The sequence below is a fragment of the Enterococcus sp. AZ194 genome (assembly GCF_051713825.1).
Classification (GTDB): domain Bacteria; phylum Bacillota; class Bacilli; order Lactobacillales; family Enterococcaceae; genus Enterococcus_K.
In genome coordinates, this window is the sequence record NZ_JBIOQR010000001.1 from 3566138 (window position 1) to 3591313 (window position 25176).

Here is a 25176-nt window from a genome sequence, read left to right on the forward strand (position 1 = left end):
ACACATAGGACATGCTAGAGTTGAAGGTCTTAATTCTCGGAGTTAAACGCTTCTGTCCGATCTCTTTTCATCTATAGTTTAGGTGATAAAACACCTTTTGTATCTATAAAAAAGTGATTCTCTTCGCTAATTTTTCCGTAGTTAATTCCGTCATGATCTGTTAGTAAAATGACTAAATCATAGTCTTTCACTTCTTGAACAGTTGGAGATATCACAGTACGTGCTTCATTATCAATCATTAATTTTTCAGCATGAGGATCATATAAATCAACTTTCAGCTGATACTCCTCCAGCTTCTTAGTCACATCAACAGCCGCACTCATACGTGTATCTGCTACATTCTTTTTATAAGCTACACCCAAGATAGCAACTCTTGCTTTCATTAACGGAACCGGTCTCTTACTTAGTAAAATGATTGCTTCTTGAATTAATTGATTCAGAGATTTTCGTTCCACTAAGCTGGCGGCATCAATTAAAGGAACCTCGACATTTCTCTGATTTGCTTGCCATTTTAAGTAATAAGGATCGACGCCAATACAATGTCCACCGATTTTCACTGAAGGAGTGAATTTCATAAACCCAAATGGCTTTGTATTAGCAGCATCCAATACTTCGTAAGGGTCAATCCCCATCGCCACACAAATTGAGCGAAGTTCATTAGCTAAATTAATATTTATAAACCGGAACGTATTCTCATAGACCTTTGCCATTTCCGCTACTTCCATAGAGCTTACAGGAATTGCCTGAGCACCAATCACAGCTTGTGCAAGTTGGGTACATTTTGTAGTCATTCCACCAACTAACTTTGGTGTATTTCGTACTTCAAACATTGTGTTACCTGGATCCACACGTTCAGGAGCAAACGCTACAAAAATATCTTCACCGATAGTAAAGCCCAATTCTTTCAAAGGTGAAACGACATAATCTTGTGTCGTCCCAGGATAACTCGTACTTTCTAAAATAATTAGTTGCCCTGGATGAATGTACGGAAGTATCGAATCTACCGCACGTTTTATATACGACAAATCTGGTTGTCGATCTTCGTTTATGGGTGTTGGAACATCAATAATCACAACATCCTGTTCAGCTATGTAAGTAAATGTATCGACTACCTTGTGACTTGCGATAAACTGTTGAACTTCTTCATCTGAAATGTCTTCTATGTAGCTGGATCCTCGTCTCAATGCGTTCACTCGTACAGCATTAATCTCAAACCCACATACTTGATACCCCTGAGACGCATAATAAATGGCATTAGGTAACCCGACATATCCCAAACCAATAATTCCTACTTTCGCCTCTTTTTGGATAATCTTCTTTTCTAAATTTTGATGCTGATTTTTCATAAATCCCGACCTTTCTACTCTATGTTTTCAAACGACCATTTATAAAATAATAACAAACATTCGTTATTTTTCAAATAATTAAATGCTACTTTTATTAACAAATAAAATGAACTTAAGTTATTATTTGGACGCTATTTAATCATACCTCATAACGAATTAAAGAAATAGCGTTATTTAAAATAAATACTCCTTTTTTAAAAAATAATTATATTTTTTTGATTAAAGACAGAGATAAAAAAATAGCCCTTTCGGAAAAAGGCTTGCCTCCTTCTTCTCCATCAATTAGCTAGTAAACCTAAAACAACTAGCGAACCCAAAATCTATTCTATCATAACTACAATCACCTGCTTGTATTCTATACTAACAAAAAAAATTATCCTATCAAATGACTTAAAATAGTTGGATTGATCGATAGTAAATTTCTATTTCAATTATAAAAAATACCGACCGCTAAAAGTTAGACTTTTAGTCTAATTTTGGCAGTCGGTTCAATATGAGTAGGGTGAAAATAACCAATAATAGCTAATTAGTTTTTCACTCTAGTTCAAACTAGCAATCCACAAAGTAATTTGAGTTTCTCAAATAGAGTCCGTCATCCACATACATCATAGAATTTTTTGCCCGTTTAACATAGCTCACCTAGATTATCTTGCTGTTATAAAAAATCAGTTTTGCTTCCGTCTTTTCAGGAAGAATGCCGCTAATACAGCGAACACTCCTACTACAGAAAGAAGTTGTCCATCATTTTGTGTCCCTGTTTTAGGTAATTGTTTTGTCGATTTTTTGATGGCTTTTGTTTGTGTAACAGTTGCTTTTTTATTGTTTGTTGTCTTTTTATTATTTGTTGCTTTTGGATCCTTGTCCGTTTCAGTTGTTTCTTCTGAATCTTTCTGTTCTTTTTCTGAATCTTTCTCCGCTTCTTTTCCTGGCTTTTCCTCATCCACTGGTTTTTCCAAGACTGTCAACGTCATTGTCATTTTTACTTCTTGCCGCCCTTCATTTGCGGCTAAGTATTCAATGGTGTGAACACCTGGTTCAACCAATGTATTATCCAGTTTATTTACGAGAATTTTTCCACTTGAAACAACAAATCCAACGTACGTTGCATTCTCTGCTTTTGCCCAACTTAAAATCATCTCTTCAGTTAAGACATCACCCACATACATCACTTTTTCAGCTGGCACTTTAAGCGTTGGTGCTGGATACTTGGAAATGGTTAATGTAATCACTTTTGTTCCCGTTTTACCAGCAGAATTTGTGTAAGAATAGGTGATGGTGTAGGTCGAACCAACTGCTTTTGTATCAATTTTCCCTTCGGCTACTGTGTACTCTTTCACCGCTAAGTTTTCACCATCTACAACGTCATTGGCTTTCGCCCAACCTAAAATAGTTGCATCCGTTAGTTTTGTTCCCGCTACAACTGTTTGATTTGAGGCCACAATCGTTGGCTCACTTGCTTCCACTACCGTTACGTTAGCTGTCGCTGTTGCCACTGAACCTGTCGAATTTTTCGCAATATAGTTCACTGTATAGACACCTGGTGTTGCCGTATCAACCGCTCCCGTATAGAAAATTCCTGTATCTTTAGTCACATCATAACTACCTAATGCTTGACCTGTCGCTTGATCGACCGCAGTAACTAAGCTTAACGGATCAACTGCTTGTCCCACATAAATCGTTTTATCCGTTGCTTTGATAGTTACACCTGCGATAACTGTCACTTTCACTGTCGCTTCTGTCACAATGCCTGTGGTTTTATCTTGAACAACAATTGTCACTGTATAATTTCCAACAACCCCGCCACCTGCAGAACCAATCGTTGCAATATCATATGTTGAAGGATCCGCTACAGTACCGTCACTTTTTGTCACTTTCACTCCAGCAAGAATTTTTGCACGCACGTCTTCTGAATCCGTGACCGTTACATCCTTTACAGAAATCTTTAAGGCTTTGCCATTTGCTTTCTCATCGTATACATAAACATCCACTGTTTTTGTTGCGGTGATTCCAGCCGAATTTGTGACTGAATATGTAATTTTATAGCTACCTACTTTATTCACATTCACGTTATTTGTTTGAGTAATTTTGCTTGTAAGGTCTCCATCCTTATCATCCGTTGCGTGAACTCCTGCCAGCGGATTGAACGGGCCACCTAACTTGATTGTTTTCGCTGCTAAACCAGAAAAACGAGGTTGGTTTGCCGCCGCTGGTTCATCTGGAAGGACAATTCCTACTTCTGGTGGTGCCGGTTGAGAAGTAGCTGCTTCTGGTTGTGCTACTTCTGGAGTTGCTTCGTTAGTTGGTGCTTCGTTCACTGGTGCTTCGTTCACTGGTGCTTCACTCGCTGATGGTTCTTCAGATTCTTGTACAGCTGGTGCCGCTTCTCGTTCAGTCGTTGCGTTTGTCTCTTCTGTTTGAGAAGCTGTTTCTGGCTGGCTAGACTCGCTAGTTGTCGTTTCTTTCACGGTTTCTTTGGTTGCTTCTTTTGTTGCCTGTTCTTTTTCAGCAACCTCTTCCACTGAAAGCTTTTCAGCATACGCTTCTTCAGAATGAACCGTTTCAGCTAAAACTGATTCTGTTGCTGGCTGTTCCTCCACTGTATTTGTTATTGATTCCGCAATAACTGTTTGTGTGTTCAATAATGTTGGTGCTATTAACGTAAGCAATGACACCACTGCAAGTTTTTTGCTTTTCATTTAAGTCCATTCTCCTTTTTGTTTTCTTCTTCGCTTAAATACATCTGTCTCACTTGTTGCTGCATAGAGTTTAACCAACTCTCTCTTTCTGACTTTCTGTTCACATTTTCTAAAATGAAATAGGAAGTAAACACGCCTACAATGTGCCCACACATCAGCTGCTTTTTTTCGTTTGTCAGTTCAAGCTCTTTCACACTTTGACAAAAAGTTTGATATAAAAATTGTTGCGTAGGTGTATACGTCAAACGATCAGTAATTAACGAAAGATATAGCGCAGACTCTTCATAAAAAAAAGTACCTAAATCATTGATATATCCTCCTAAAGAAGAAGATTCTTTAAAATAATGTGCCTTTATTTGTATAAATATTTGTTCGATAGCTATTTCACGTATTTGCTCAATATTTTTGAACGTGTAATAAATTGGCTGTGTAGACATCCCCACTCGATGAGCTAATTTGCGAACAGTCACTTGACTAATTCCCTCCTGTACAGCTAACTGATACGCTTCTTTTAAAATAATTTCTGAGGTAAATCGTTGTTTATTCATACGTTCTATCCCCCTTTCTTTGGTTTATTTATGCTCACTGCTTGATCTTTTTTTAAGATTTTTTTGTTTCTGTGAAAGCTGTCCAGTTCGATGCTCCCTCTTCTCGAATCAATCGTCGGACGCTCATTTCTTTTTTTGTGCCTTCTGGAAAGCTCAATTGAATTTCAACCTCTGCTATTGTAGGAATTTCCCAAAGTTCCCTCAGTAGACTTGTGATATTTTTTTCCACTTCCTCTTCAGAATTTGTTTCTATTTGAAGAGAAAGTATCGCACCTTTTTCTTTAACATCCACACGAATAACCGCTAAGAGCCCTCCAAAATAGGGGGAAAGCTTCTGCGAAATCTGTTGCTCCAACTGCCCCTGTACCTTACGTGATTCATTGCTCGAAACCACTCGTTGCCACGCGTCTCCTTTTAAGCCAAGACCTTCTTGTGGATACGCTTTTACTGATTGTTCTTCAAAAAAATACGCTTGCTGTGTCTTCATTTTTATCATTTCCTCTTTTATCCGCCTCTGTTCAACCTTTAGCTGATACCAGTAAGCTTCTAGTTGTATTATCTGACCAACTAATATACCAAGAGTCAAAAGAATAACTAGACTACTTATCAATAATACGCGGACATGCTTAACTGTCTCCCGTCGCTGAACGGCTAAAAATTTCTTTTGAAACGCAGGTTGTTGCTTATTTTTATAATGATTCAGTTGAAACTGTCTCTGCCACCTCCGTAAAATAAGTAAAAGCATTCCTACTAGCGTGAGTCCTATTGACCAATTCAGCCATTTCATAAAACACCTCTTTTCATACTTAATTTTGTATCCATTGCACACGTCCTTTAATAGAGGAACGTTTAACCCAGCCAAAGCTTCGACTATCTTTTGATACTTGAAGATGATCGCCTAACACAAAATAACAATCATTAGGAATCCGTGTTTGGTCTTGCCAGGCTTTGGCCAGAGTCTCTGTCAGCGTGACACTATACGTCGTCGTAAAGGCTCCTTCTCCCTCTAAATCAATAACCAATCGATTCCCTGCCACAAAAATAGGATCACCTGGTAAACCAATAATCCGTTTTACAAAATGATTGTCTTCTCCTTTCACAGAGAATCCAATTACATCATAACGAATAAAGGGTTCTTCTTTGGCTAATAGTACGGTTGCACCATCTTTTACTGCCGGATCCATAGAAGTACCAACTACTGGATGAACCGTATAGGAAACATAAAATACCCACAGAAAAAATCCGAATAAACTAGCTAAGAGTCCAATACTCCACCAAACATAGACGACACGTTTTTTTTGTCGCCTTTTTTTTGGGCCCCTTTTTTTAGGCTGCACAGTATGTTGCTTACGCCGCCGCTTTTTTTTATGCTGGGGTCGAGACATCCTCTCTTCTTGTTTATTTTCTTTCATTTGTCTTACTTGATTGATAGATTTTTTCTTTATTTGCTCGTTTACACCAGTTTTTTTGCTCCTCTGTTTCTTTTTTTTCTCCTCCAGAGTGATGTCTCTCTGCTTCTTCAGAGTTCGTTTTTGATCCTTCTTTTTTAGTGACGCGTGTTTTCCTTTTTGGCTCGCTTGTATTTGGTTTCTTTTTTTATTCGTCTTCTCGTTGTTTTTCTTATTCGTCTTCTTATTGTTTTTTCCTCGCGTCTGTGTTTCTCTCATCTTAATGAACCATATTCAAACACAAGATTGGCATTAAAAACAGAAGAAATAATGGGACGATTGTCTGCATCGGCTCAGAAATAATCTTTGCAGCTAAATGCATACTTGTTTTTTCGAAGGAAGTGATTGGATCTTCAACAAGTAATTGTTTCTTCATCTTTTGATGAGTCAACCCTAACTCTTTGACAAGTGAATCCTCTGCCGTTTTTAATGGTTGAACACTACTAAGCTCCCCTTGGACCACCCGTCGATAGATTGTGCCAATATCTCCCTCACATCGCAGTAAAGTCACTAAAGCTTGACGACCGTTTTGTTCTTTTTCAACGTATTCAACCTCTGTATCTTTTATGACTTTATTGACTGTCACCCGGTAAACATAGACATCTTTAAAATCCGTCGTATATACCGTATCTCCTGTTGTCAGCTGTTGAATCCGATGCAATAGCACATCTTTATCAAAGATATTATGCGCCAACAATACATAATTCCCTTTACCTAATTGTTGATCCACACGATACGTAGCAACCCCAGATAATAGGTTTTCATTCGCTAAGCCAGCCAATATAGGCAAATCAATCGCAACCTTTGGAATCACTAATTTACCAATTCCCCAAGTATTAGTGGTTTGCTGAAAAGCATTTTTTGCTTCTGCATAATTGGCTACATTGACACTTGCAATTTGTTTTTCTTCATAGTTTGCTTTTTGAATCTTGTCTAAGTTGAAGGCACTCAGCTCTTCTTCAACCCCAATATTAATGGGGGCGATTCTAGTCTCTTCTTGCATATGAAGATAACCATAGATAGCAATACCTAAAACAGTCATCATCGTGAGAAATAATAATACAAACAGTGTTTTTGTCACTACAAGCAAGCGTTTCAAACTCCTTTTCCCTTTAGCAGAAACGACGGGGTCATTTGATTGCACTCGCTTTTTTTGTCTCCGATAACTTAAAAGTAGAACTAAACAAAAGAAAACATTCATTCCTAAAGTAAGAAGGACAATTGTTTGATAGCTCCAGACATTCCGTTTAACAATTTTTCTAGTCAACGCTTCTTCATAAGGAATTCGATGCCCTGTAACAAGTAAACGGTAGGTATTAATTCCTGGTGGTGTACACGTTAATAGGGTGACCGTATCTTTTCCGGAAATGACTTTCACTTTTTCTACTTCACTAGGCAGAACTTCTTCGAAAGAGTCAATTTCATATGCGAGGCGTTTGCCAAGGATGTTCACAAAAAACAAATCGCCCTCACTAAGGTTTTTAATATCGGTAAACAGAACCTGATTTTGAACTCCACTGTGTCCAGTAATCACTGAACGTGTATTCTTCCCACCGATAGGAATGGAGGAAGGTTCAAAATGCCCCAGTCCTTTATCCAAGGTCTGGTACGATGTTCCGTGATAAAATGGCAGCGCGGTAATATCTAATGCAGGAATGTCTAAGGTCCCCATGACAGTTCCCTCATTAGCAATTGCTGTATAAACAATCGGATCTGACTGCTTGCCTTGTTGCTTTTTGTATATATAGTCATTGTATTGTTTGGCTAATTGAAGTTGCGCTTCTTTTTCTTCTTCTGATAGCTTTTTCATTGATTCATCATATCGTGCAACAGCTTCACTTCGTTCTCGATTCGCCAAATAATTCCCAACAATTGGATACATCAAAATAAGTGTCCCTACAAGAATCATGAAGCAAGCAAAAAGCATCAAAACTGTCGGCTTTTTTTTCTCCATTTTGGATTGATCGACCATTTGGTTCTCCTTCCTTCCTTAGATGAAGAAAGAGCCAGAGACATAACTTTTTTAAGTGATATCTCTGACTCTTAGCATCCGAATAAATGGTGGGTGCAGAGATTCCGCTCTTAACAACTTCTACATATAAGATATGCTCGAGTTGACAGTTTACAGGTTCTCGGAGTCAATCGCTTCCGTCCCAGTCTCTTTCTTACGTCTTTCTCATCGAAAGTACCCCAACAAGTCCCATGACCAAAATAACGGTGCACATCCAAACAAATGGATGTGTATTGCCAATATTTCCGCTTGTTTGCGGTAGTCTTGTCACTGTTTTCTTTGAAGAAGTCGTCGATTTTGTCCCTGTGGCAGATACCACACTAGACTTAGGATATAGATAGACTTCAGAAAGTGCCGCTTTGCCATTTGGCTGCGGAAGAGGTAATTCCAAAATAACTGGCTCCATGACTTCTTTTAAGACCCCATCCTTAGGTTTTTCGGTCACTCGATACATTCCCTGAACAAGCCCAGTTACACGTGCAAGCCCTGTATCGTCTGTCACCACAGTAGTAGAAAACGCCTCTCGACCTTCTACCACTTGAAAACCTGAACCAGCAGTCATCGGTGTCACCCGTACCACTTCGTACGTAATTCCAGGTAAAGTCGTTAATGCCTTGCCTTTTTTATCGACCAAGGTGTCCGCTTTTGATCCATCCTTTGGAAAATTAATCACATCAGTGGCCGAATCAAGTTTATACTTTTGAATGGTGATTCCATAACCAGTAGCTTCTGATGCTTGAACAGTGGGAACAAATGTATTCAACCCAACCCAAAGGAGAGCCAGTAACAAAATAATTCGTCGTTTCATGTTAAGACGCTCCTTTCTTTTTCGGATGTCGATACACCCAAGCAAGTCCTAGTAAGCCACAAATCATTAGACTACCGGAACCAATCAAGAAAAGTTGTAACATCCGATTACCACCTGTGTATGGTAAAATCATTGTCTTGTCATCTTCTTGATAAAGGGTTATGACTTCATTTCCTTCAGAAATAGTGAAAGAAATCGGATGTTTTACAAGTTCGTATCCTACCGGAGCTTTTGTTTCTACAAGAGTGTATTCTCCTGAAAAAAGAAAATCAAAAACCAATAGTCCACTAGAATCTGTCTTCCCAGACCCAATTTTTTCCTCTTGATTGCCTCGATAAATATCAAATTCTGCACCAGCTAAAGCCGTTCCCGAGGCTTTTTCTGCGTCGCTCAATTTCCCATCTTGATTGGCATCAATTGCACTTCCTGACTCATATTTAAAAAGACGAATTTGAGAAGCACGAATTAACCCAATATTAAGATTTGGTACATGATAAATTGAATCGGCTTGTATCATTTGACTAGAAAGATCCTTAAGTAATGGTTGTGTGTACGTGTCCGTTTTATAAGTAGTTGGATCTGCCTTGGAATTCTTCGTAGGGTCATCTCCTACTTCTTTTTTTGTTACTTGAACTTTCTTTTGGACCACCATATCTCCTACAACAAATTCTGCAATATAGTCCCCTTCAGGAAGATTAGAGAACTTATATTGCCCCTTTGTATTAGTTTTTACTAATGAATTTCCTTGGGAGTCCACAAACGGTTCGCCAATAAGGCTTTCTGTCACCAACTGATTTTTATAGTCAGTGGTTACTAAACTACTTCGGTAGAGCTTCACTGGAATTTCTTTGGCATAGGCTTCTGGTAATCCGTTTTTCAACTGTCCAATCAGCCCATCGTGATTGTCATCGTACCAAGCAACCCCAGAAAGTTCCCGACCATACACTCGCGTCCAAACGGCTTGAGAACGGACCGGCATATTCAAAATGGAGTTCATCCCTGCATCATTAACAAGTACCTCTCCCGCTTTTTGATTGATCGGTCTGATTTTTATCGTCAATTCCAGAGTTTTTCCCACTGCTAGAGACTCCGTTGAGACCAAAACAGCTTTTGCATTCTTAAAGGTTTCTTTCGGTGTTGTCTCTGGGTTGTAAATAGACCAATCTTTTATATCATTCGGATTTGTCTTTTCAGAAATAGAGAGATTATTGAACATAATTTTCGCGTTACTATCATTTACAGTGATTGTTTCCACTGTATAACTTCCCGTAAATTTTGTTCCACGAGAATCATTATTATAAGGTAAGACATCGAGTAATCGAACATCTGGAAGGGCATCAATTGATCCATTTGTCACTTTCACTTTGTACGTGATTGAATTATCAATTGTTTTTGTTGCCTCTGTTTCTCCAACCTCTATCAGCGGTTTATCCGTTGTTTTATTCACAATAACTTGTTGAACTAACGTCTCTATAAATGTATCGCTTGATGTTCTGATTTCCACTAGACTAGTATCTCTAGTTGCCGAGTTACTAGTAAGCCACATCTCACCAACTGTTCTTACAACAAGGTTTTCTGTCTCACCACTACTTTTAAACATCAGCTGCGAAAAATCAGAGGTTGCTTGGAAATTCACCTCAAGACCGGTTGCCAGTTTAAAATTTGTCATTGTCCAGGTCAAGGTAGTTATGCCCTTATCATCTAAAGTACATTTTGGATCAGCTAATGGGTTTCCTGTACTATCCTTTGAAGTTCCATCCTTATACAAAATCCCTTTTGGTAACGTCGTAGTTAATGAACCCGAATAAGAAGAGCTCGAATTTCCTGTTGTAATTCCTCTCACTTTGATATTAATAATATCTGTAGACTTATACAACGTCTCTTCAACCTCTGTTACTGTTTGGATTCCAAACGGTTTGATGAAAGCTGTTGTTCCTGTATTTAGCGGATTTCCACTAGAAACACGATGAGAAGTCTTCACCGTTCCATCTGCATTCCAAACGGTGGGGATATAGTCTAAATATGTTCCGGCATGAGGAGAAGCAACTATACTATTTCCTTTCGCATCAAAGGCCCCTGCACTGCTTAATAAAATGTAGTTATTTCCATCACTATCCTTGCTACCAGGAGAGCCAATAACTGTGACTGGCACACCATTCCATAGGCTCTGATTCTTCCCTTTAGCTTGATAGGTAAACCTCACAGCGGCAATTTTCCCTTTGGCCATGGCTGCCTCTGATGTACTATACCACGTATATTTTGCATTGGTCTCTTTCACCGCATGAACCCTTAGCCCAGGACTGCTAGCTCCCGTTTTCCTAATTCCATATTCCAATTTGACATTTTCTTTGTCTAATATGCCTTTTTGGGAATAGGCCGGACGACTCGTATCGTATTGGAAACCTTTCGTATTCCATTCAAGAATTTGAACCTGTGTCTCGGGATTAACCTTAGAACTTATATTCCAGCCTCCTGCATAAATTTGTTGCCCTTGGAACATTTGTGGTTGACCTACATTATTCGCCCAACCCGTATTTCCTATATCTAAATTTGTCGAATGTGAAAGTTTGTTGCCTTCGGGTTCATATCCTTCTAAATGGACGAAATTAGGGCCACTTGTCCATGAACCTGGTTTCGTACCAAATCCGGTAAACGTTATTTCTGTTTCGTTATTATCTTCATAGCCATCGTAACTAACTTTATTGACTGACAGATTGGCTTGATAATAGTCCCATTTCTTATTCGCAGATAAATCGGATAACGCCTTATCATACCAATTGACAATTAATTCAGCACTCGCGAACGCTTCACTTGCATAGTTGGCTCCAGCTGTTGTATATGTGTAGGGGTTTCTGATTCCTTGATAATTTGACAAAGTGACCGTATCTTTGTAGCTTCCATTTGTAAGTGAAATTTTTCCAGAATCATACACACCAATCTTTGTTAAGTCAGTAGTTGGCTGAGAAGTATAGATTTTTTTTGTCACACCATTCGGCGCAGCTAACGGGCTTTTTAATCTACTGGGATTAAAGGTATCTTTAAACTCATTCCCACCACCTATTGATGACCAATTCGCAGATTCTCTATCCGTATTCGTGATTGAATAAAATCGCGTATTAATTGAAGGGTACTCTGATGTGGCTATGTCATACTTATCCCCGTTTTTAAAGGCGTTAACCTGTTGATTAATAGTAAAGGTTATCGGTCCATTAGGATACGTAGAGCCACGCAAATCGCCATTTTCTCTACCAGGAATTGGTGCTAAGGAAGCAACTACACCGACATCATAGACTTTATCGGTATTTCCCGCGCCAGCCTTGTAGATTTGGAAATCGGTTTGTTCCCCTTGCACCAATTTAATTCCTACTGAACGTCTTGCAGATACCTTAACTTTTTTCCCTTCTAAGGAGTTAAAGTCAACCTCTGTATACTGTTCATTAAACGTTTCTGTTTCTCCGGTAGACTTGTTCACCGCATCAACTAGCTCAATTTTAAAGGTTGGTGTAAATTCGAACTGATTTTTTGCACCATAAACATTAACCACTACAGGAACATGTACTTGTCCAGTATCTTCAATGATCGATTCCATGACGCCACTAGACAACTGAGACCCGTCTTTTTGATCTGTCTCTAGGTAACTGCCATTCCCAATTTCTGCATTCACAGAAGGAACCTCGTTCTCTATAGTTACGGCATTACTCAATTCGCTAATCACACGATACCGAATTTTGGTATATTGAGTTGTTTGATCTGTGTTCTGAATCGAAAAGGAAACCGAGTAATTCACTCGATCAAATGATCGGACGATATCGTTCTTCTCATCCATATCGTGTCCTTCTTCATTATCATCATCAAACTTATCTGTACCTGTTCGAATAGAAAGCTTGGCGTTGCTGACAATCACTGGACTCGTTACACCTGTATTCTTCGTCTCTTTTGAGCTGAGACTAGGCAACTCGTCCTTTCCTAAATACAGTGGTTTTTTCAGCGAATCATTTCCTTCATAATTTGCCTTCTCTAACTCTTCCAATGTTTTATTCGTAGGAAGTGTTTCGACCTCTAGAGCATTCTCATATACAGATACGGGTGTCTCTTTTGTGTTATCAGCTACTTTTTCTTCTGCCGTATTTGTGGAAAGAGTTTCACTCTCCTTTGTTTGCGCAGACCCATCCGATTCTGATTCTTTTGCCATTGAAGAATTGGCTTCTTCAGATATTTCGGATAAATCTGTTACATTTGAGGTAGTGCTCCTAGTTGAACGATTCGTTTCAAATGAAAACAAATTTTGTTTTATGCCTGGTTCTTCCACACTTGATAAGTGAATGGCTATCGTTTTCTCTGTTTTATGCCTAAATTGAAGGTGTAAAGACCGCTCTTTGACTAGCTGCAAGTAGGTGTTTTTCTTTCCATCCTCTGTTGTCACAAAATATACGATCGGTTCCTCTAGGTCACGTGCCAAAGAAGTACTAGTCTCAGAGGAGTCAAAAGCTTCAGATAAACGGGTGCTTTCTAAAGTCGTCTGGTCTTCATCCTCTACTGCACGTTGTTGTGTAATCAATCGATTAAATTCTTCTTGGCTCTTTTCTATTTTTGGCAAGATTTGACCTGCTTCATCAAATTGAACAAGTTCATAGTCAAGACTAGTAGGAAGTTGGACTAACATTGTCTCTTTCCCTGTCAACTCAACTTTAACTGTTTCCTCTTGCACAAAGATATCTGACATTGTTACCGTTTTTCCATTTAATTCCACGTTAGCAAAGGGTTGTTCAGAATCATCAGCCTTCAATATCTGCCCTTTAGGGATTGTTAAAACAATCCCTAAAAGTAAAAGTGCTGGAAGAAGAACGGTGACTATCTGCTTCATTGGTAATTTATTTGGCATCGTCTATCCATCCTTTCATCCCATTTGAATTATGCTTGACGACGTTTTTTATCAACTGAAATCGCAACTGTACCAATTGTAATTGCTCCTAAAGCAATCGCAACTAACAACGTTGTTCCTTGCCCCCCAGTAAATGGTAGGTCTGTTTTTGGTTTATCAACGATGTCCAATTCAACTGAATCATTTTTTTCTGTGGTTAAATTAACCGTTACACTAACGGGTGCTTTTAGTAATTCATATCCTTCTGGTGCTTTTGTTTCGACTACCCAGTATTTACGGCTGACTTCGTCTTCTTGAACAAGTCCATCTGCATTCGCATCTTTCCAGTCAAGAGCTAAGCCATCAAATTCCGCACGTCCGTTGGCATCTGATTTTGCTACTAAGAAATGAACACCATCTGGTAATGTCGCGCCTTTGTCATAAGCTTTTCCATCACTTGCAATGAATTTTTCGGCTTCTGCATCCTCTAGTGTGAAAGCAATCATAAATTCTGCATCTGCTAAAACAGCCTTTGTATCTTCCGCTGTTTTCTCAATATCAAATCCACCTGTGTAGTATTTTGGTTTGTTTTCTTCTGGCGGTGTCACGGTTTTTGGTTTTTGACCTGGAATTTGATAGTTGATGGTAAAGTTATTATCTAAAATACCATTCCAGTTTTCTTTTACCGTCGTTGTTAATACTGTACGAATATCAGTAAAGCCATTTGATGCTGTGCCGACTTTTACTAACCCCGCTTCAGTCAAGGTTGTTTTTAGTGTATTCGTTGCCTCATCAAAGCTTACAGTGTAGTCTGTTGACTCTAAATCTGTCCAAGTTCCTGTTTCTCCTGCCTTCACTTGAACCTTAGCGCTATCTTTTTTATAAATTAGTTGATTATCTAGTTGATCAGTCATTGAGAAGTTTGGCTGCAATAGACCTGTAGCATCACGGATAACAATCGGCTCACCTTTCACCATATCAGATGTGCGCACAATATTTCCTTGTGCATCATAGACATCAATCGTGCCATCTTGTGCTGCGATTTGCCACAACCCGGCAGGGACCTTAGCTGCTAATTCCCATTGAAATTCTTGTCCAGCATGAACCGAATCCCCTTTTAAATTATTGATAGTTTTATCTGGATTGACTAAACTTTCCAAGATATTTTTTGGCTGTACTTGAACGTCATAAATCAATGAACTAAGATCTGTACGACTCGTTTGTGGAACATGCACAAAGAAAGGATCTGCTGGTGTTTCTACTCTTTTCCCTGCCGTCGCTGTCAAATCTGTTCGATCGTCTGTTAATTCCGTCACTAAGTATATGCCATCATTTGTTCGGCCAATTCCTAAGTCAAGATAAGCTTTTCCGTTAACATCAGTAGTAATGATTTGTTCTGCGTATTCTGAATCAATTGTATACTCTGTCTCAAGCTTTTGTTCTCTAGGATTCGTTAGAGAGACATCGCCTACAGCTAAAACACGTTGTACTTTAAATTTGATTCCTGGAATCACATCTTTATCAACTGTTTCATAGCTTCCTTCGCCTCGTTCACCTAATTCAGAAGCATCTCTCACTTGATATTTCCAAATAGAGATGGAACGCTTTGATGTTGTATCCGCTGTTGGATTTGCGCTAGTGACTTGGCCCACTTCCTCAGCTTGCGTAACCACCGCTTGCCCAAATGGTAATGTTCCTACTGCTGTAAATAGTGTTGCTGCCACTGTTGCTTGTGCCAAAATATTCTTTTTAGTAAATTTCATTTTTGATAAAAACTCCTTATGTTCTTTTTTATCTTTACATTCATTGCTAGCTTTTCCTTTTGATAAATGAAAAGACATGCTTTTACTTCCTCTTATTATATGGACCCTATCATTTATGTACCCACTTTACGAAATAAACTCCCCAGTTGTTTATTTCTTAACAGGCATTGACCATTCGTCCTATTAGTTGTCCTCATTAACCATCCCTAAAACATGTACACCCCCTACACAATTACTTGATGATTGCTTCTCTACACTTGAGACTCCCCTCGTCTCGTTCCATAGATTTTCTAGCGAAAACACGATATAATATATTGTTAATGACAGCTTTATACTCGCAAAAAAATATCAATTTTCTCATAGAAGAGACTATTCCAAGAAGAGACCAACAACCCACTAAAATCGCTTATATATAAGCTACTGACGGCTTATCTGACGGCTAATAAAACAAAGAGAATCACCTTAAAAAAAAACAGATAAAAAAAGAACACGCTTTCATTTTTATGCTTTTTTTCTCATAATCGATTCACCCATTTTTTTCGCTGAGTCATAAGCGAACCTATATATATATCCAAAGTCATTTTTGCTGATTGATGCCCTAGTAACGCACTGACCGAAGCAATATCTGCACCTTTCTCTAAAAGTCGTGTGGCAAAGGTATGACGTAGCTGATGAAAATGAATCTCTTTTATCTGAATTTGGGCTAAAATCTGTTTAAATTGATGAGTAATGGTTCGCGGCTCGAAGAAACGGTTTTGACTACCTACCACATAAGGGCTATTTGCCGTCTGTTTTTTTTCTTTTAATATTCCCCAAATTCGATCATTCAAAGGAATCACTCGATGAGCGGACAGACTTTTAGCACTCCCCTCCATAATTGTGCTGTTGCGATTTTTTGAAGGAAGTGAGATTCGTTGAAGGGTTCTAGAAACGGTAATTTCTCCTTTTGTTAAATCAATATCGGACCACTTTAACGCACTAATCTCACCAATTCTTAACCCCGTGTGTAATGACAAGAGTATGGGTAGCCCTTTAGGATGTTGCCTCGCTTTTTCTTCAAGAAGAACTTGTTCTTCTTCTGATAAAGCAAAAATTTTTTTGGGTGCTTTTGTGGGATAGACTATATTTTGAATAGGATTTATCCTTAGATAATTTCGTTGAAGAGCCCCTCGTAAAGAACGTTTTAAAATTTGAATGATCATCCGAATTGTCGTTCCACTTAGCCCCTTTTTTTCTAGAGAGTCAACAAAGTCTTGAACAATTTCTGGGCTCAATTGACAAAGAGACACTGCTTCAAAATAGGGACAAACATAGCGAGTTAATTTATAACGATAGCTAGCAAATGTAGAACGTTTCACTGTTCGCTGAATCGATCCTTCTAACCATTCATTAATCCATTCAGCAACTGTTCCTTTATAAACATCTGATGCAGTCACAATAAATCGATACTGATACTTTTTTTCCTGTAATTTTTGGCGTACCCCCCGAAAGGTTCGATCATAGACATAACCAAAGCGTGCACTTCCATTCAGATGTCTTCCTTTTATATATCGCCCCTCCCAACGTCCATCTTTTCTTTTATAAATGTTTTCCCCTTTACGTGCCATAATACTTCTGTCTTCCTTTCATTTTTAACTATTTGACGGCTTATTTGACGGCTAAAAAAACTAAGAAGAAATCAAACTTTTTTGAAAAAAAATCCCTTTTTTATTAATTAACATAAAAATAAACAATGTTATTGACAGTTTTTTTAAAATAACGTAGTATATCTTTTAGATAGATTGCTTCTTTTTTTTATTTCATAAAAAAATATTTGTTATTTTCTATATATTCTTCTAAATTTCTTGGAATAGTCTCTTCTAAGAAATTTTTTCTTTTAATATGTAGCCAATTTGTAGTATATCTTTTTTTAAATAACTATGGATAACTTTTTTTTTGTTGAAAAAAAAAGTTAAAGAGCTAATTTTCTCTATGGTTAGCCAAATATACAGCGTGACTTACATAACAAATAAACTTTCAAAATTATGAACTCAATAAGGAAGAAACAGATTTAATTCTATAATTTCAAGGAAATTTTATTAGAATGCAACAAATTATCTTTACCAACGATTACCTATCAAAACAAAAAAATACAACCAGCAAACGGATTTGTTTGCTAGTTGTATTTTTTTCTATAGCTATACTAACTTTTATAGATATGTAAACTACTGCTTTTTAACTATTGCGCAAGCATATAGAGTGACACCGGCGCTTTCTCATTTAATTTATAACCAAACTGTTCTTTGGCAAAGGTCCCATAACCATCATCAGCGATTTCTAATACCTTTTCCTCAGCTAATTCATCTTTTAACTCAAGAATAATTTGAAGCTGCGCATCATAACCTTGCAATTTACCAATGCTCCAAAAAGCATTTTGCTCAGCAATTTCACGAATGATCGTTTGGATAGAAGTGCAAATCTCCTTCATTCTTTTCGAAATTTTAGGATATTTTTCTTGAAAATGAGCATCTTCGCAAATCGTCTTGAAGTGGCCTACATAATCTGAGTGATGCATATTCACTCTTCATTCCTCCTACTCTTTCCTTGTTTAATTATTTGTCTTCTATAGATTCCATTAAAGGAGACTTTTTAACAGCAAATGAACTAACGTAATTTTTTATTTATTCACCTTAAAAGACTTTTCCAAGAATCATCTCTTTTGTGACAAAGCCGAATGTTCGACTATCCACTGACTTGTCTGAATTATCACCCAATACAAAATAACTACCAGCTGGAATTCGATTGACGTCTTGAACTTCTGCTAAGTCTTCCATTATAAGTTCAATTGAAAATGTGCCACTAGGTAGCTTGTCTTTTGTTAATTCAACAGTCGTTGCTTTGTTTACATAAGGATTTAGATATAACGTCTGGCCACTGATCCAGATTGCATCCCCTGACAATCCAATAACTCGTTTAATTTCAGGTGCAGTCTCTCCCTTACGCTTAAAAACCAACAGTTCCCCTCGTTGAATATCTTTGGTTCTTTCAATCAGTACTAGCTCCTTGTCATTAAGTACCGGCTCCATCGACGCTCCAGAAATCTTATGAATGCGTAGTTTGAATAGAGCAAATAGAAGAACCATAAGACCAACCGTCAATAGTGCACTCTCAAAAATAAGACGCGCTCGCTTTTTTCGGACTCGTTCCCTACTTTTCTCCTGTAAATAAGCCTGCTTCTTTTTCTTGGATACAGCTACTTTTTTTGGTAGTTCCGGCTTGTTCCGTTTCTTTTTCAGAGTGTGTTGACTTTTGTTTTGGCTCTTTTTCTCCTTATTTACTGAGTCTTCGTTTGGATTCTTTACTATTTCAGCCCGCGAGTATTTTTTCTCTAGTGCATCAAAGCTTGAGCGGCGTTTTTTTCGATCTTTTGATTTCTTTTTACTTTTTGTTGCTTGAATCATTTCTGATTTTTTTGATTTAGCATTATGTAGTCGATTTTTTTGCAACTCACTCGTTGGCTCGTCTGATTGTGTGCCTTGTTGATCTATTTTCTTTTTATTTGGCTTCTTTGACAAGCTGACCTTAGACTCTTTTTCTACATTTTCTGTACGTTTCTTGTCTATTGTCATCACCCTTCTTTCAGCCGACAGATTGAATTTATACCCACAAAAGAGGTTGGAACATAACTTATAAAGCTCTGTCCCAACCTTTTTGACATAAGTCTTATCATGACAATCGATGTAACAGATATCTAAGAAGATAGGCAAAGAATTTCCATTACTTTTTTGAGAAATTTTAACTTAACTTCCACTTTATTTAGACAACATCGGCCTATTTCATTGTTTAAGGTAGGCAGCATACTACACATATACCTTTATAACTATGAATGATATACCAGAGACTGCTAAAAAACTCATACGACTAGCGCTTATAGGGTTGATTCTTTAACTTAATTTCTGTTTTGTTCAATGTTGTTGTATGCAGTTTCTTATATATGTGATTGCTCAATTCTAGGTTCCCACTCTACGTACTTATTTTTTGGGAGACGAAGTGTCTTCTTTCAGTTCATAGAATTCAGCTACTTTCTTTTGCGTCTCGATAATCGTTGCTAAATCATTCTCATAGTTTGTACGCACTTCTTCTTCTGTTAAGACCTGTTCCATCTGACCAGCAATATTAAGCCCAAATTCTTTCATTTGTTTATAATAACGATTAAGTATTCGTTGACCTTCTATATTAAGTCGACCATCCGCGCGCTTAATTCCAAAGCTTGCCATTCGACCAGAAAGCTCAGTGATATTGGTTCTAGCACGTCCTGGATCCTCAGTAATCAATGCAAGTTGCCCTTGCATCTCTGTTGTCAAAAAGTTGCCCGTCACATAAGCTGCGGAATCCTCTTTGGAGATGGTTGTGGCTTGATAGTTCCGTCCATAGAAGCCTCCAGCAACGAGAATAATCCCTATCAAAAATGAAAGAAGCGTTCTTTTTCGTTGTTTTTTTACAGTTAACGTCAATAGCTTGATTTTTCTCATCCATAAACGCTTCTTTTTTTTGAGTTTAGGTGGTGTCATTTCTTTTAGCTGTTTTAACTGACTGCTTGTTCGAAACGATTGAATAAACATAACCACCCCAAACACACCACTTAAAATGGAGATACTAATACAGGCAATAAACAGCCAATCGATAATACTCATAGGTTTCTCCTCATTTTCTTGTTGTGTACTTTAACGCTTTATTCTTTTGGTGATTTTTTACGGTTCGTTGTTTTTTTTGTTTCTGATTTTTCAGTAGAACTTGCGCTTGATTTTTTACTCTTTTTAGTGGAATTTTTTACGCCCATTTTTTGTTTGCGTTCAGCTAAGGCTTTGGCCTGTTTCTTTTTATTCATTACACGAAGACCTACAAACAAACCAATTCCTATAACAGCAACACCCCCAACGATTGTTGCAATCAATGGCCAATCAATTCCGCGTTCTTGAATTACGCCAACATCGGCTTGGTTAAATTTATCGGCTTCTTCTTTAGTAATTGTGAATTCTTCAGTCCACTCCCACTTCTCTTTACCTGCTTGGATTAAGATATGTGCACGGTAATCCCCCGCCTTCATCTCATCACCTTCCATACTAATTGGAAACGTCATTTGAGAATTTGGTGCCATCGCCATACCACTTTGTTTCTTATCATACAAAACTTCATCAGAGCCTTTTCTGAAGATTTCTGCCTCAATACTCATGCCACCAATAAAAACAGCATTAATATTCGAATAGTTGATAAATACTGAGCCTCGATAATTACTTAACCCACCATAAACTTTATTTAGCTTTAGTTCAGGTTTAACAATCGTTTCGGTCTCTTTCAATAACACCCCTACTAGACTTGCATAACGATTCACAATTGTCGCGTTTGGATCAGTCGTTCCCTCATCTTTTACCATCATCCGAATACCACCAGCAATAACTCCATCATAGGAATCTTTTGGCATCGTAATTTCGATTGGAATACTCTTTTCAGTTCTTGCCTCAACTGTAATTTCAGCTGGCGCTTTGACAATATCTTCGAATGCATACTTTAAGGAAGGATCTTTCTCTCCTGCACTTGGTCCCCATTCAATCACACCGATTGAGTTTGTTTTCGTTCCATTTAACTCAACAGTTAAGGTTAACGGATTGTCATTCGTATTTTTAATTTTAATTTCAACTGTTTGCTTTTGTCCTGGAGTCATCATCAAATCTAAATAACCACTCTCACCAATTTGATTATCTGGATGGATTACTCGATACTCAAAGCCTGTTGGGTTAGAACCCGTATCAGTTGTTTCCTCATCGCCTTCTGCAAGTGCACTAGTTGGTAATAAAAATAAACTAGCTATCATTATCAACATAGTAAATACTTTTTTCTTCATCCATTTTCCTCGTTTCGTTTCGGAGGATAAGACACAAAAGCTGCCTGTTTTTGTCTCTCATTCTCTAGTGAATAAATAGGTACAGGATTTCTCCTGTACCAAAAAATGTTCTTTTGCTTTTATTTATTATGCATCTGCATTCATACCTGGAGTAAATACTTCAGAAATAGTCCAAGTAATTACAGCTTGGTAAGTGCTTTCTGTTAATTTGTTTGAATTTGGAACAGTTAACTTAATTGATCTAGCAGCATCTTTAGACTCTTCGCCTGCAGCTGGTTCTAATTCACCAAATTTGATATCAAATACGCCAAACCCTTGATCTCCTCTGTTAGTCAATACAGGAGTTGAGTTACCAACTTCTAATGGGTTAGCAACACCAGTGTCAGCATTAGGAGCTAACGTAAAGCTAGATTTTAATGTAGTATTTTCTGAACCAACAACTGGTAAGTTTTCTTGGTTAGCTTGAGTAGTTACTAGTGTTGCATTAGAGTAATCTAGTTTAGCTCCTTTAAGAACTAATTCTTCATCATATGTTTTAGTCTCTTTATTATATGCTGTAAATTGTTTTGTTAACTGTGCTGATAAAGTAAAGTCATGGCTTTTAACCCCACGAATATCACGGAACTTCACAAAGTTTTCCATTGTGATTGCTGGTCCAACTTCACCTGATTCAAGTTCTTCATTAGTAGTAAAAGGTGCAGCATAATATTCTTGCGCTTCTGTAAATTGACCAATTTTTTGAGTCTCGAAGTCTAGACTTGAAGCACCAATAACCATTAATGGGCTCCAAGTTCCAGGTTTCTCAGGACCAATAATATTTGGACCATCTTCTCCTGGTGGTGTTACAGGTGGTTGGTCATTCCCTTGCTCATAAGTAATAGATCCTGTTCCCTCTGCGTTTACTGGTCCTGCAACAGGTCCTGCAACAGCTTCTGCTGCTGCAGATACTGGTGCTAACACTGCAGTGCTTACTAAAGCTAAAAGTGCAGCTGAACATAAAGTTCTTTTTTTCATTCTTGTTTCCTCCTATTATGTATAAAAAATATTTATGGTAGCTCGGACAAGGTCCAAGTTAACACCGTTTGGTAGGGTACTGCTCTTTTTTCTGTTTTCCCAGGTACTAATAGGGAAACAGCGTTGTTCACGTATACATCCTGTTTATAGACGGGATCCGTCACAGCTTTTCCATCAACCAACATTTTTTCAAGTGTATTCTTTTTTGAAAAATCGTTCGTTTCAGAAGCCCCAAATGAAATGAACCATGTGCCCTCACCTGACCCTGGTTTTGCTTCCGCAAGGTTATAGGTTGTTCCTGGATTCATCTCAATCACATCTTTCTGAACAGTTGGTGCGCCAGTCCCAGTTTCCGCTGAATTTGCCCAAGAATGATTTAGAGAAATCACCGCACCATTTAAGATGGTATTTTGGTCCTCTGGATTACGAAATTGATAATCTTGAGCAAGCTGCAACGTCCACCCTTTACCCGTCCCGCGATAATCACTGACTTGTACATAGTTGGCACGAGCAGGTGTATCATCATGGAACAGTTGTGCTTTTACTGGGTACAACATATCTTTTGAAGAAATGACCTGTTGGTTAAAGTCAAAAGACGGAACATATTCGATTCGCAATGATTTCCCTGCTTTTTCGCTTTCCCCAGGGTCAACTGTCTTCCCTGGATTTTCAGGATCTTTTGTTTCCCAAGGATATTCTCCCTCAAAATCAATCGTACCTTTATTGACTACCGGACCAGCTTCCTCCACTGATTCTACCAAGACTATAGGGCCTCCAACTGTTAGAATAACAGTTGAAAGTAAGAGCGATTTAAGAAATTGTTTCTTCATTCTTTTTCGCCTCCTGACTTTTTCGTTTAAAGATGATAAAATACGCTCCTATAAATAGGAGAACAACACCACTAATCCAGAGACTTTTCGTAACTAACTCCCCTGTTTTCGGGAAGTTTTTTCCTGAAGGAGTTGGCGTTGGTTTTTTATCAATTGGTGTAGGCTTGACCACTCCTGGTTTTTTATCCCCTTCTACAAAAGTAATATTCCCTTGACTTTTGGCTGCTCCTCCGTCCTTTTCCTCTGCATGATTAGTGTTTGTAAACATGAGCAGAGCAAAAGAGCAGAGCATGGTAACTAACATAGCCCTAATTAATTTTTTCATTATTCGGCACTCCTTCTTATGGCACCTGATAAAAATCCCATTTGCGTTTAGAAGTCCTAGGTCCATTACCTTTTCACTCCCCTGTTGCAGTGTATTTATCGGTGTCTTCGACTTTTTCAGCAAGGATGGCTACTCAACCTCGTCCATTGAACCACTCTTACCAATGATGACTCATTTTGTATTCCGTTATAAAATTGATTGGACAAGAATCAACCCTTCTATCCATGAATGACTACAAAAAGTTCAACCCGCGTTATAACGGTTGTTATATTTTCAACAAAGCAGAATGAACACCCTCGTGTTTTGTCTGCTGTGAGACAAACCCATCAATGAGATGCTTCATATAGCTCCTTATAAAAGGGTCTTTTTTGGTCAATTTTTTGGTCAACCTTACTTCTTATGTGTGGCTTTTATTTCCCTCATAAATTCTAGGCAGCATTTTTATTATTAGTTATTTAGAAAAACATAGTATTCTTTCAATTGACTGGCTAACTTTACCCAGAGGCGAACTATGTAAACAGGCACCAGCTTCAACTTAGATTACCTAGACTATTGATTGCTTCGCTAGAACAACTCAAAAAAATAATAGGTATGAACTTTTCTTATAAGTTAAAAAATCAAAAAACAGCTGATTTCACAGCATCTCACCACAAAATAACACCATTTATTATAGCATACGTTATTTTAAATACGATGTCAATATTCCAAATAAAAAAACTGGATATTTTATTTTAACAATCATTCCCTGTTATGTTTGTCGCTCTTCCATTATGGTGAATTCCTTACACACGAATCTTTATGTCTACCCATAATAAAAAATAGAATACGGATACTGCCTATTAATACAAGCGAGAGCATGAGTGCCAGCTGCGGAAATTTATAGATTTTTTGCTGAATTCTCTCTGGCGTCTGATTTCTTCGTTGCTCTGATTCGACATCACTTTTCAGTATCCTACGCACAACTTCATCTTGTAGTCGTTCTTCGAGCGGATGTGCTCGAATGACTAACCGTTGTTTTGCTTGCTGAGAGACTGGATAAGTTATTAAAGTAAGTTGGGCAGTCTCCGTCATTTCATACACTGCATTCTCTGTCTCGTCGACCACAGTCATATCACTTACCCCGTAGGCGATTTCTTCCTCTAAATACTTCACAACGAGTTGATCGTTGACTTTCATATCTGTTAATCGACCAAACAATAAGTCACTTAATCCAACATGCTGGCCAAACAAAACAAAATTATCCGTTGCTAATTGTCGTTGGGGATACATGGCAACTCCACCATACAGTAATGTTTCATTGGTTAGTCCTATGACTATCGGTTGTTCTAGTCCAATGGAAGGAATCCAAATCATGCCGTACGCTTCTTTTTTTGACTTCAGATTTTTGTTTAATACAAATGAGAGATTTGGGGGCTCGATAAACTCTTCTTTAGGAGGGTCTACAGATAAAGTCGTTTTCTGAACCACTTCAGTCCGTTGAATCTGCCTGTAAACGAAGCTCTCTGCTAACCACGGAAAAAAAATCACACCAATCCCAATAACCAGTAACAAATCAATTGAAATCTCGAGTAGAAGTTTTTTTATCCGATTCCCCCAACTTTGTTTGAGTCTTTTGACAGGTTGCTGATGTTTCCCTCGGCTTCGC

At 38.0% G+C, this 25176-nt stretch carries 18 protein-coding genes; all 18 read right to left on the minus strand.

The features are described from left to right. Positions 1-71: 71 nt before the first annotated feature. Entirely contained in the window at positions 72-1346 is a 1275-nt protein-coding gene (locus tag IGI37_RS16635; protein WP_438763187.1) for a nucleotide sugar dehydrogenase, read from the minus strand. Positions 1347-2011: 665 nt separating this feature from the next. Then, entirely contained in the window at positions 2012-4042 is a 2031-nt protein-coding gene (locus IGI37_RS16640; RefSeq protein ID WP_438763189.1) for an immunoglobulin-like domain-containing protein, read from the minus strand. Further along, on the minus strand, positions 4039-4590 hold the full coding sequence (locus tag IGI37_RS16645; protein WP_438763191.1) for a TetR/AcrR family transcriptional regulator: 552 nt from the start codon (positions 4588-4590) through the stop codon (positions 4039-4041). The genes IGI37_RS16640 and IGI37_RS16645 overlap by 4 nt, the downstream gene beginning before the upstream one ends. A 52-nt stretch (positions 4591-4642) precedes the next feature. Continuing rightward, positions 4643-5377 (minus strand): hypothetical protein, encoded by a 735-nt coding sequence (locus IGI37_RS16650; RefSeq protein WP_438763192.1) that lies wholly within the window; start codon positions 5375-5377, stop codon positions 4643-4645. A 19-nt stretch (positions 5378-5396) separates the two neighbouring features. Beyond that, the gene (gene lepB, locus IGI37_RS16655; protein ID WP_438763193.1) at positions 5397-6002 is read right to left on the minus strand and encodes a signal peptidase I; all 606 of its coding nucleotides are present in this window, start codon (positions 6000-6002) and stop codon (positions 5397-5399) included. A gap of 256 nt (positions 6003-6258) precedes the next feature. Then, positions 6259-8010: a class C sortase gene (locus tag IGI37_RS16660; RefSeq protein WP_438763194.1), complete on the minus strand. Its 1752-nt coding sequence runs from the start codon at positions 8008-8010 to the stop codon at positions 6259-6261. A gap of 193 nt (positions 8011-8203) precedes the next feature. After that, positions 8204-8857 (minus strand): pilin N-terminal domain-containing protein, encoded by a 654-nt coding sequence (locus IGI37_RS16665; RefSeq protein ID WP_438763196.1) that lies wholly within the window; start codon positions 8855-8857, stop codon positions 8204-8206. Position 8858: 1 nt separating this feature from the next. Beyond that, the gene (locus tag IGI37_RS16670; RefSeq protein ID WP_438763197.1) at positions 8859-13739 is read right to left on the minus strand and encodes a SpaA isopeptide-forming pilin-related protein; all 4881 of its coding nucleotides are present in this window, start codon (positions 13737-13739) and stop codon (positions 8859-8861) included. A gap of 29 nt (positions 13740-13768) precedes the next feature. Beyond that, a complete protein-coding gene (locus IGI37_RS16675) occupies positions 13769-15481 on the minus strand; it encodes a SpaH/EbpB family LPXTG-anchored major pilin (RefSeq protein WP_438763199.1) in 1713 nt (570 codons plus the stop codon). 515 nt (positions 15482-15996) lie between these two features. Next, positions 15997-17088 (minus strand): tyrosine-type recombinase/integrase, encoded by a 1092-nt coding sequence (locus IGI37_RS16680; RefSeq protein ID WP_438763200.1) that lies wholly within the window; start codon positions 17086-17088, stop codon positions 15997-15999. A gap of 611 nt (positions 17089-17699) precedes the next feature. Further along, a complete protein-coding gene (locus IGI37_RS16685) occupies positions 17700-18035 on the minus strand; it encodes a DUF7006 family protein (RefSeq protein WP_438763674.1) in 336 nt (111 codons plus the stop codon). Positions 18036-18150: 115 nt separating this feature from the next. Further along, on the minus strand, positions 18151-19089 hold the full coding sequence (lepB, locus tag IGI37_RS16690; protein ID WP_438763201.1) for a signal peptidase I: 939 nt from the start codon (positions 19087-19089) through the stop codon (positions 18151-18153). Between the two features lie 402 nt (positions 19090-19491). Then, on the minus strand, positions 19492-20154 hold the full coding sequence (locus IGI37_RS16695) for a hypothetical protein (protein WP_438763202.1): 663 nt from the start codon (positions 20152-20154) through the stop codon (positions 19492-19494). A gap of 38 nt (positions 20155-20192) precedes the next feature. Further along, a complete protein-coding gene (locus tag IGI37_RS16700) occupies positions 20193-21362 on the minus strand; it encodes a DUF916 and DUF3324 domain-containing protein (protein WP_438763203.1) in 1170 nt (389 codons plus the stop codon). Positions 21363-21488: 126 nt separating this feature from the next. Further along, positions 21489-22376, minus strand: a complete 888-nt coding sequence (locus IGI37_RS16705; RefSeq protein ID WP_438763204.1) for a WxL domain-containing protein — start codon at positions 22374-22376, stop codon at positions 21489-21491. 32 nt (positions 22377-22408) lie between these two features. Next, a complete protein-coding gene (locus IGI37_RS16710; protein WP_438763205.1) occupies positions 22409-23206 on the minus strand; it encodes a WxL domain-containing protein in 798 nt (265 codons plus the stop codon). Next, entirely contained in the window at positions 23187-23531 is a 345-nt protein-coding gene (locus IGI37_RS16715) for an LPXTG cell wall anchor domain-containing protein (RefSeq protein ID WP_438763206.1), read from the minus strand. Before IGI37_RS16715 ends, IGI37_RS16710 begins: the two co-directional genes overlap by 20 nt. 768 nt (positions 23532-24299) lie before the next feature. Beyond that, complete coding sequence (locus IGI37_RS16720) at positions 24300-24884, minus strand: class A sortase (protein ID WP_438763675.1); 585 nt, start codon at positions 24882-24884, stop codon at positions 24300-24302. Positions 24885-25176 lie beyond the last annotated feature (292 nt).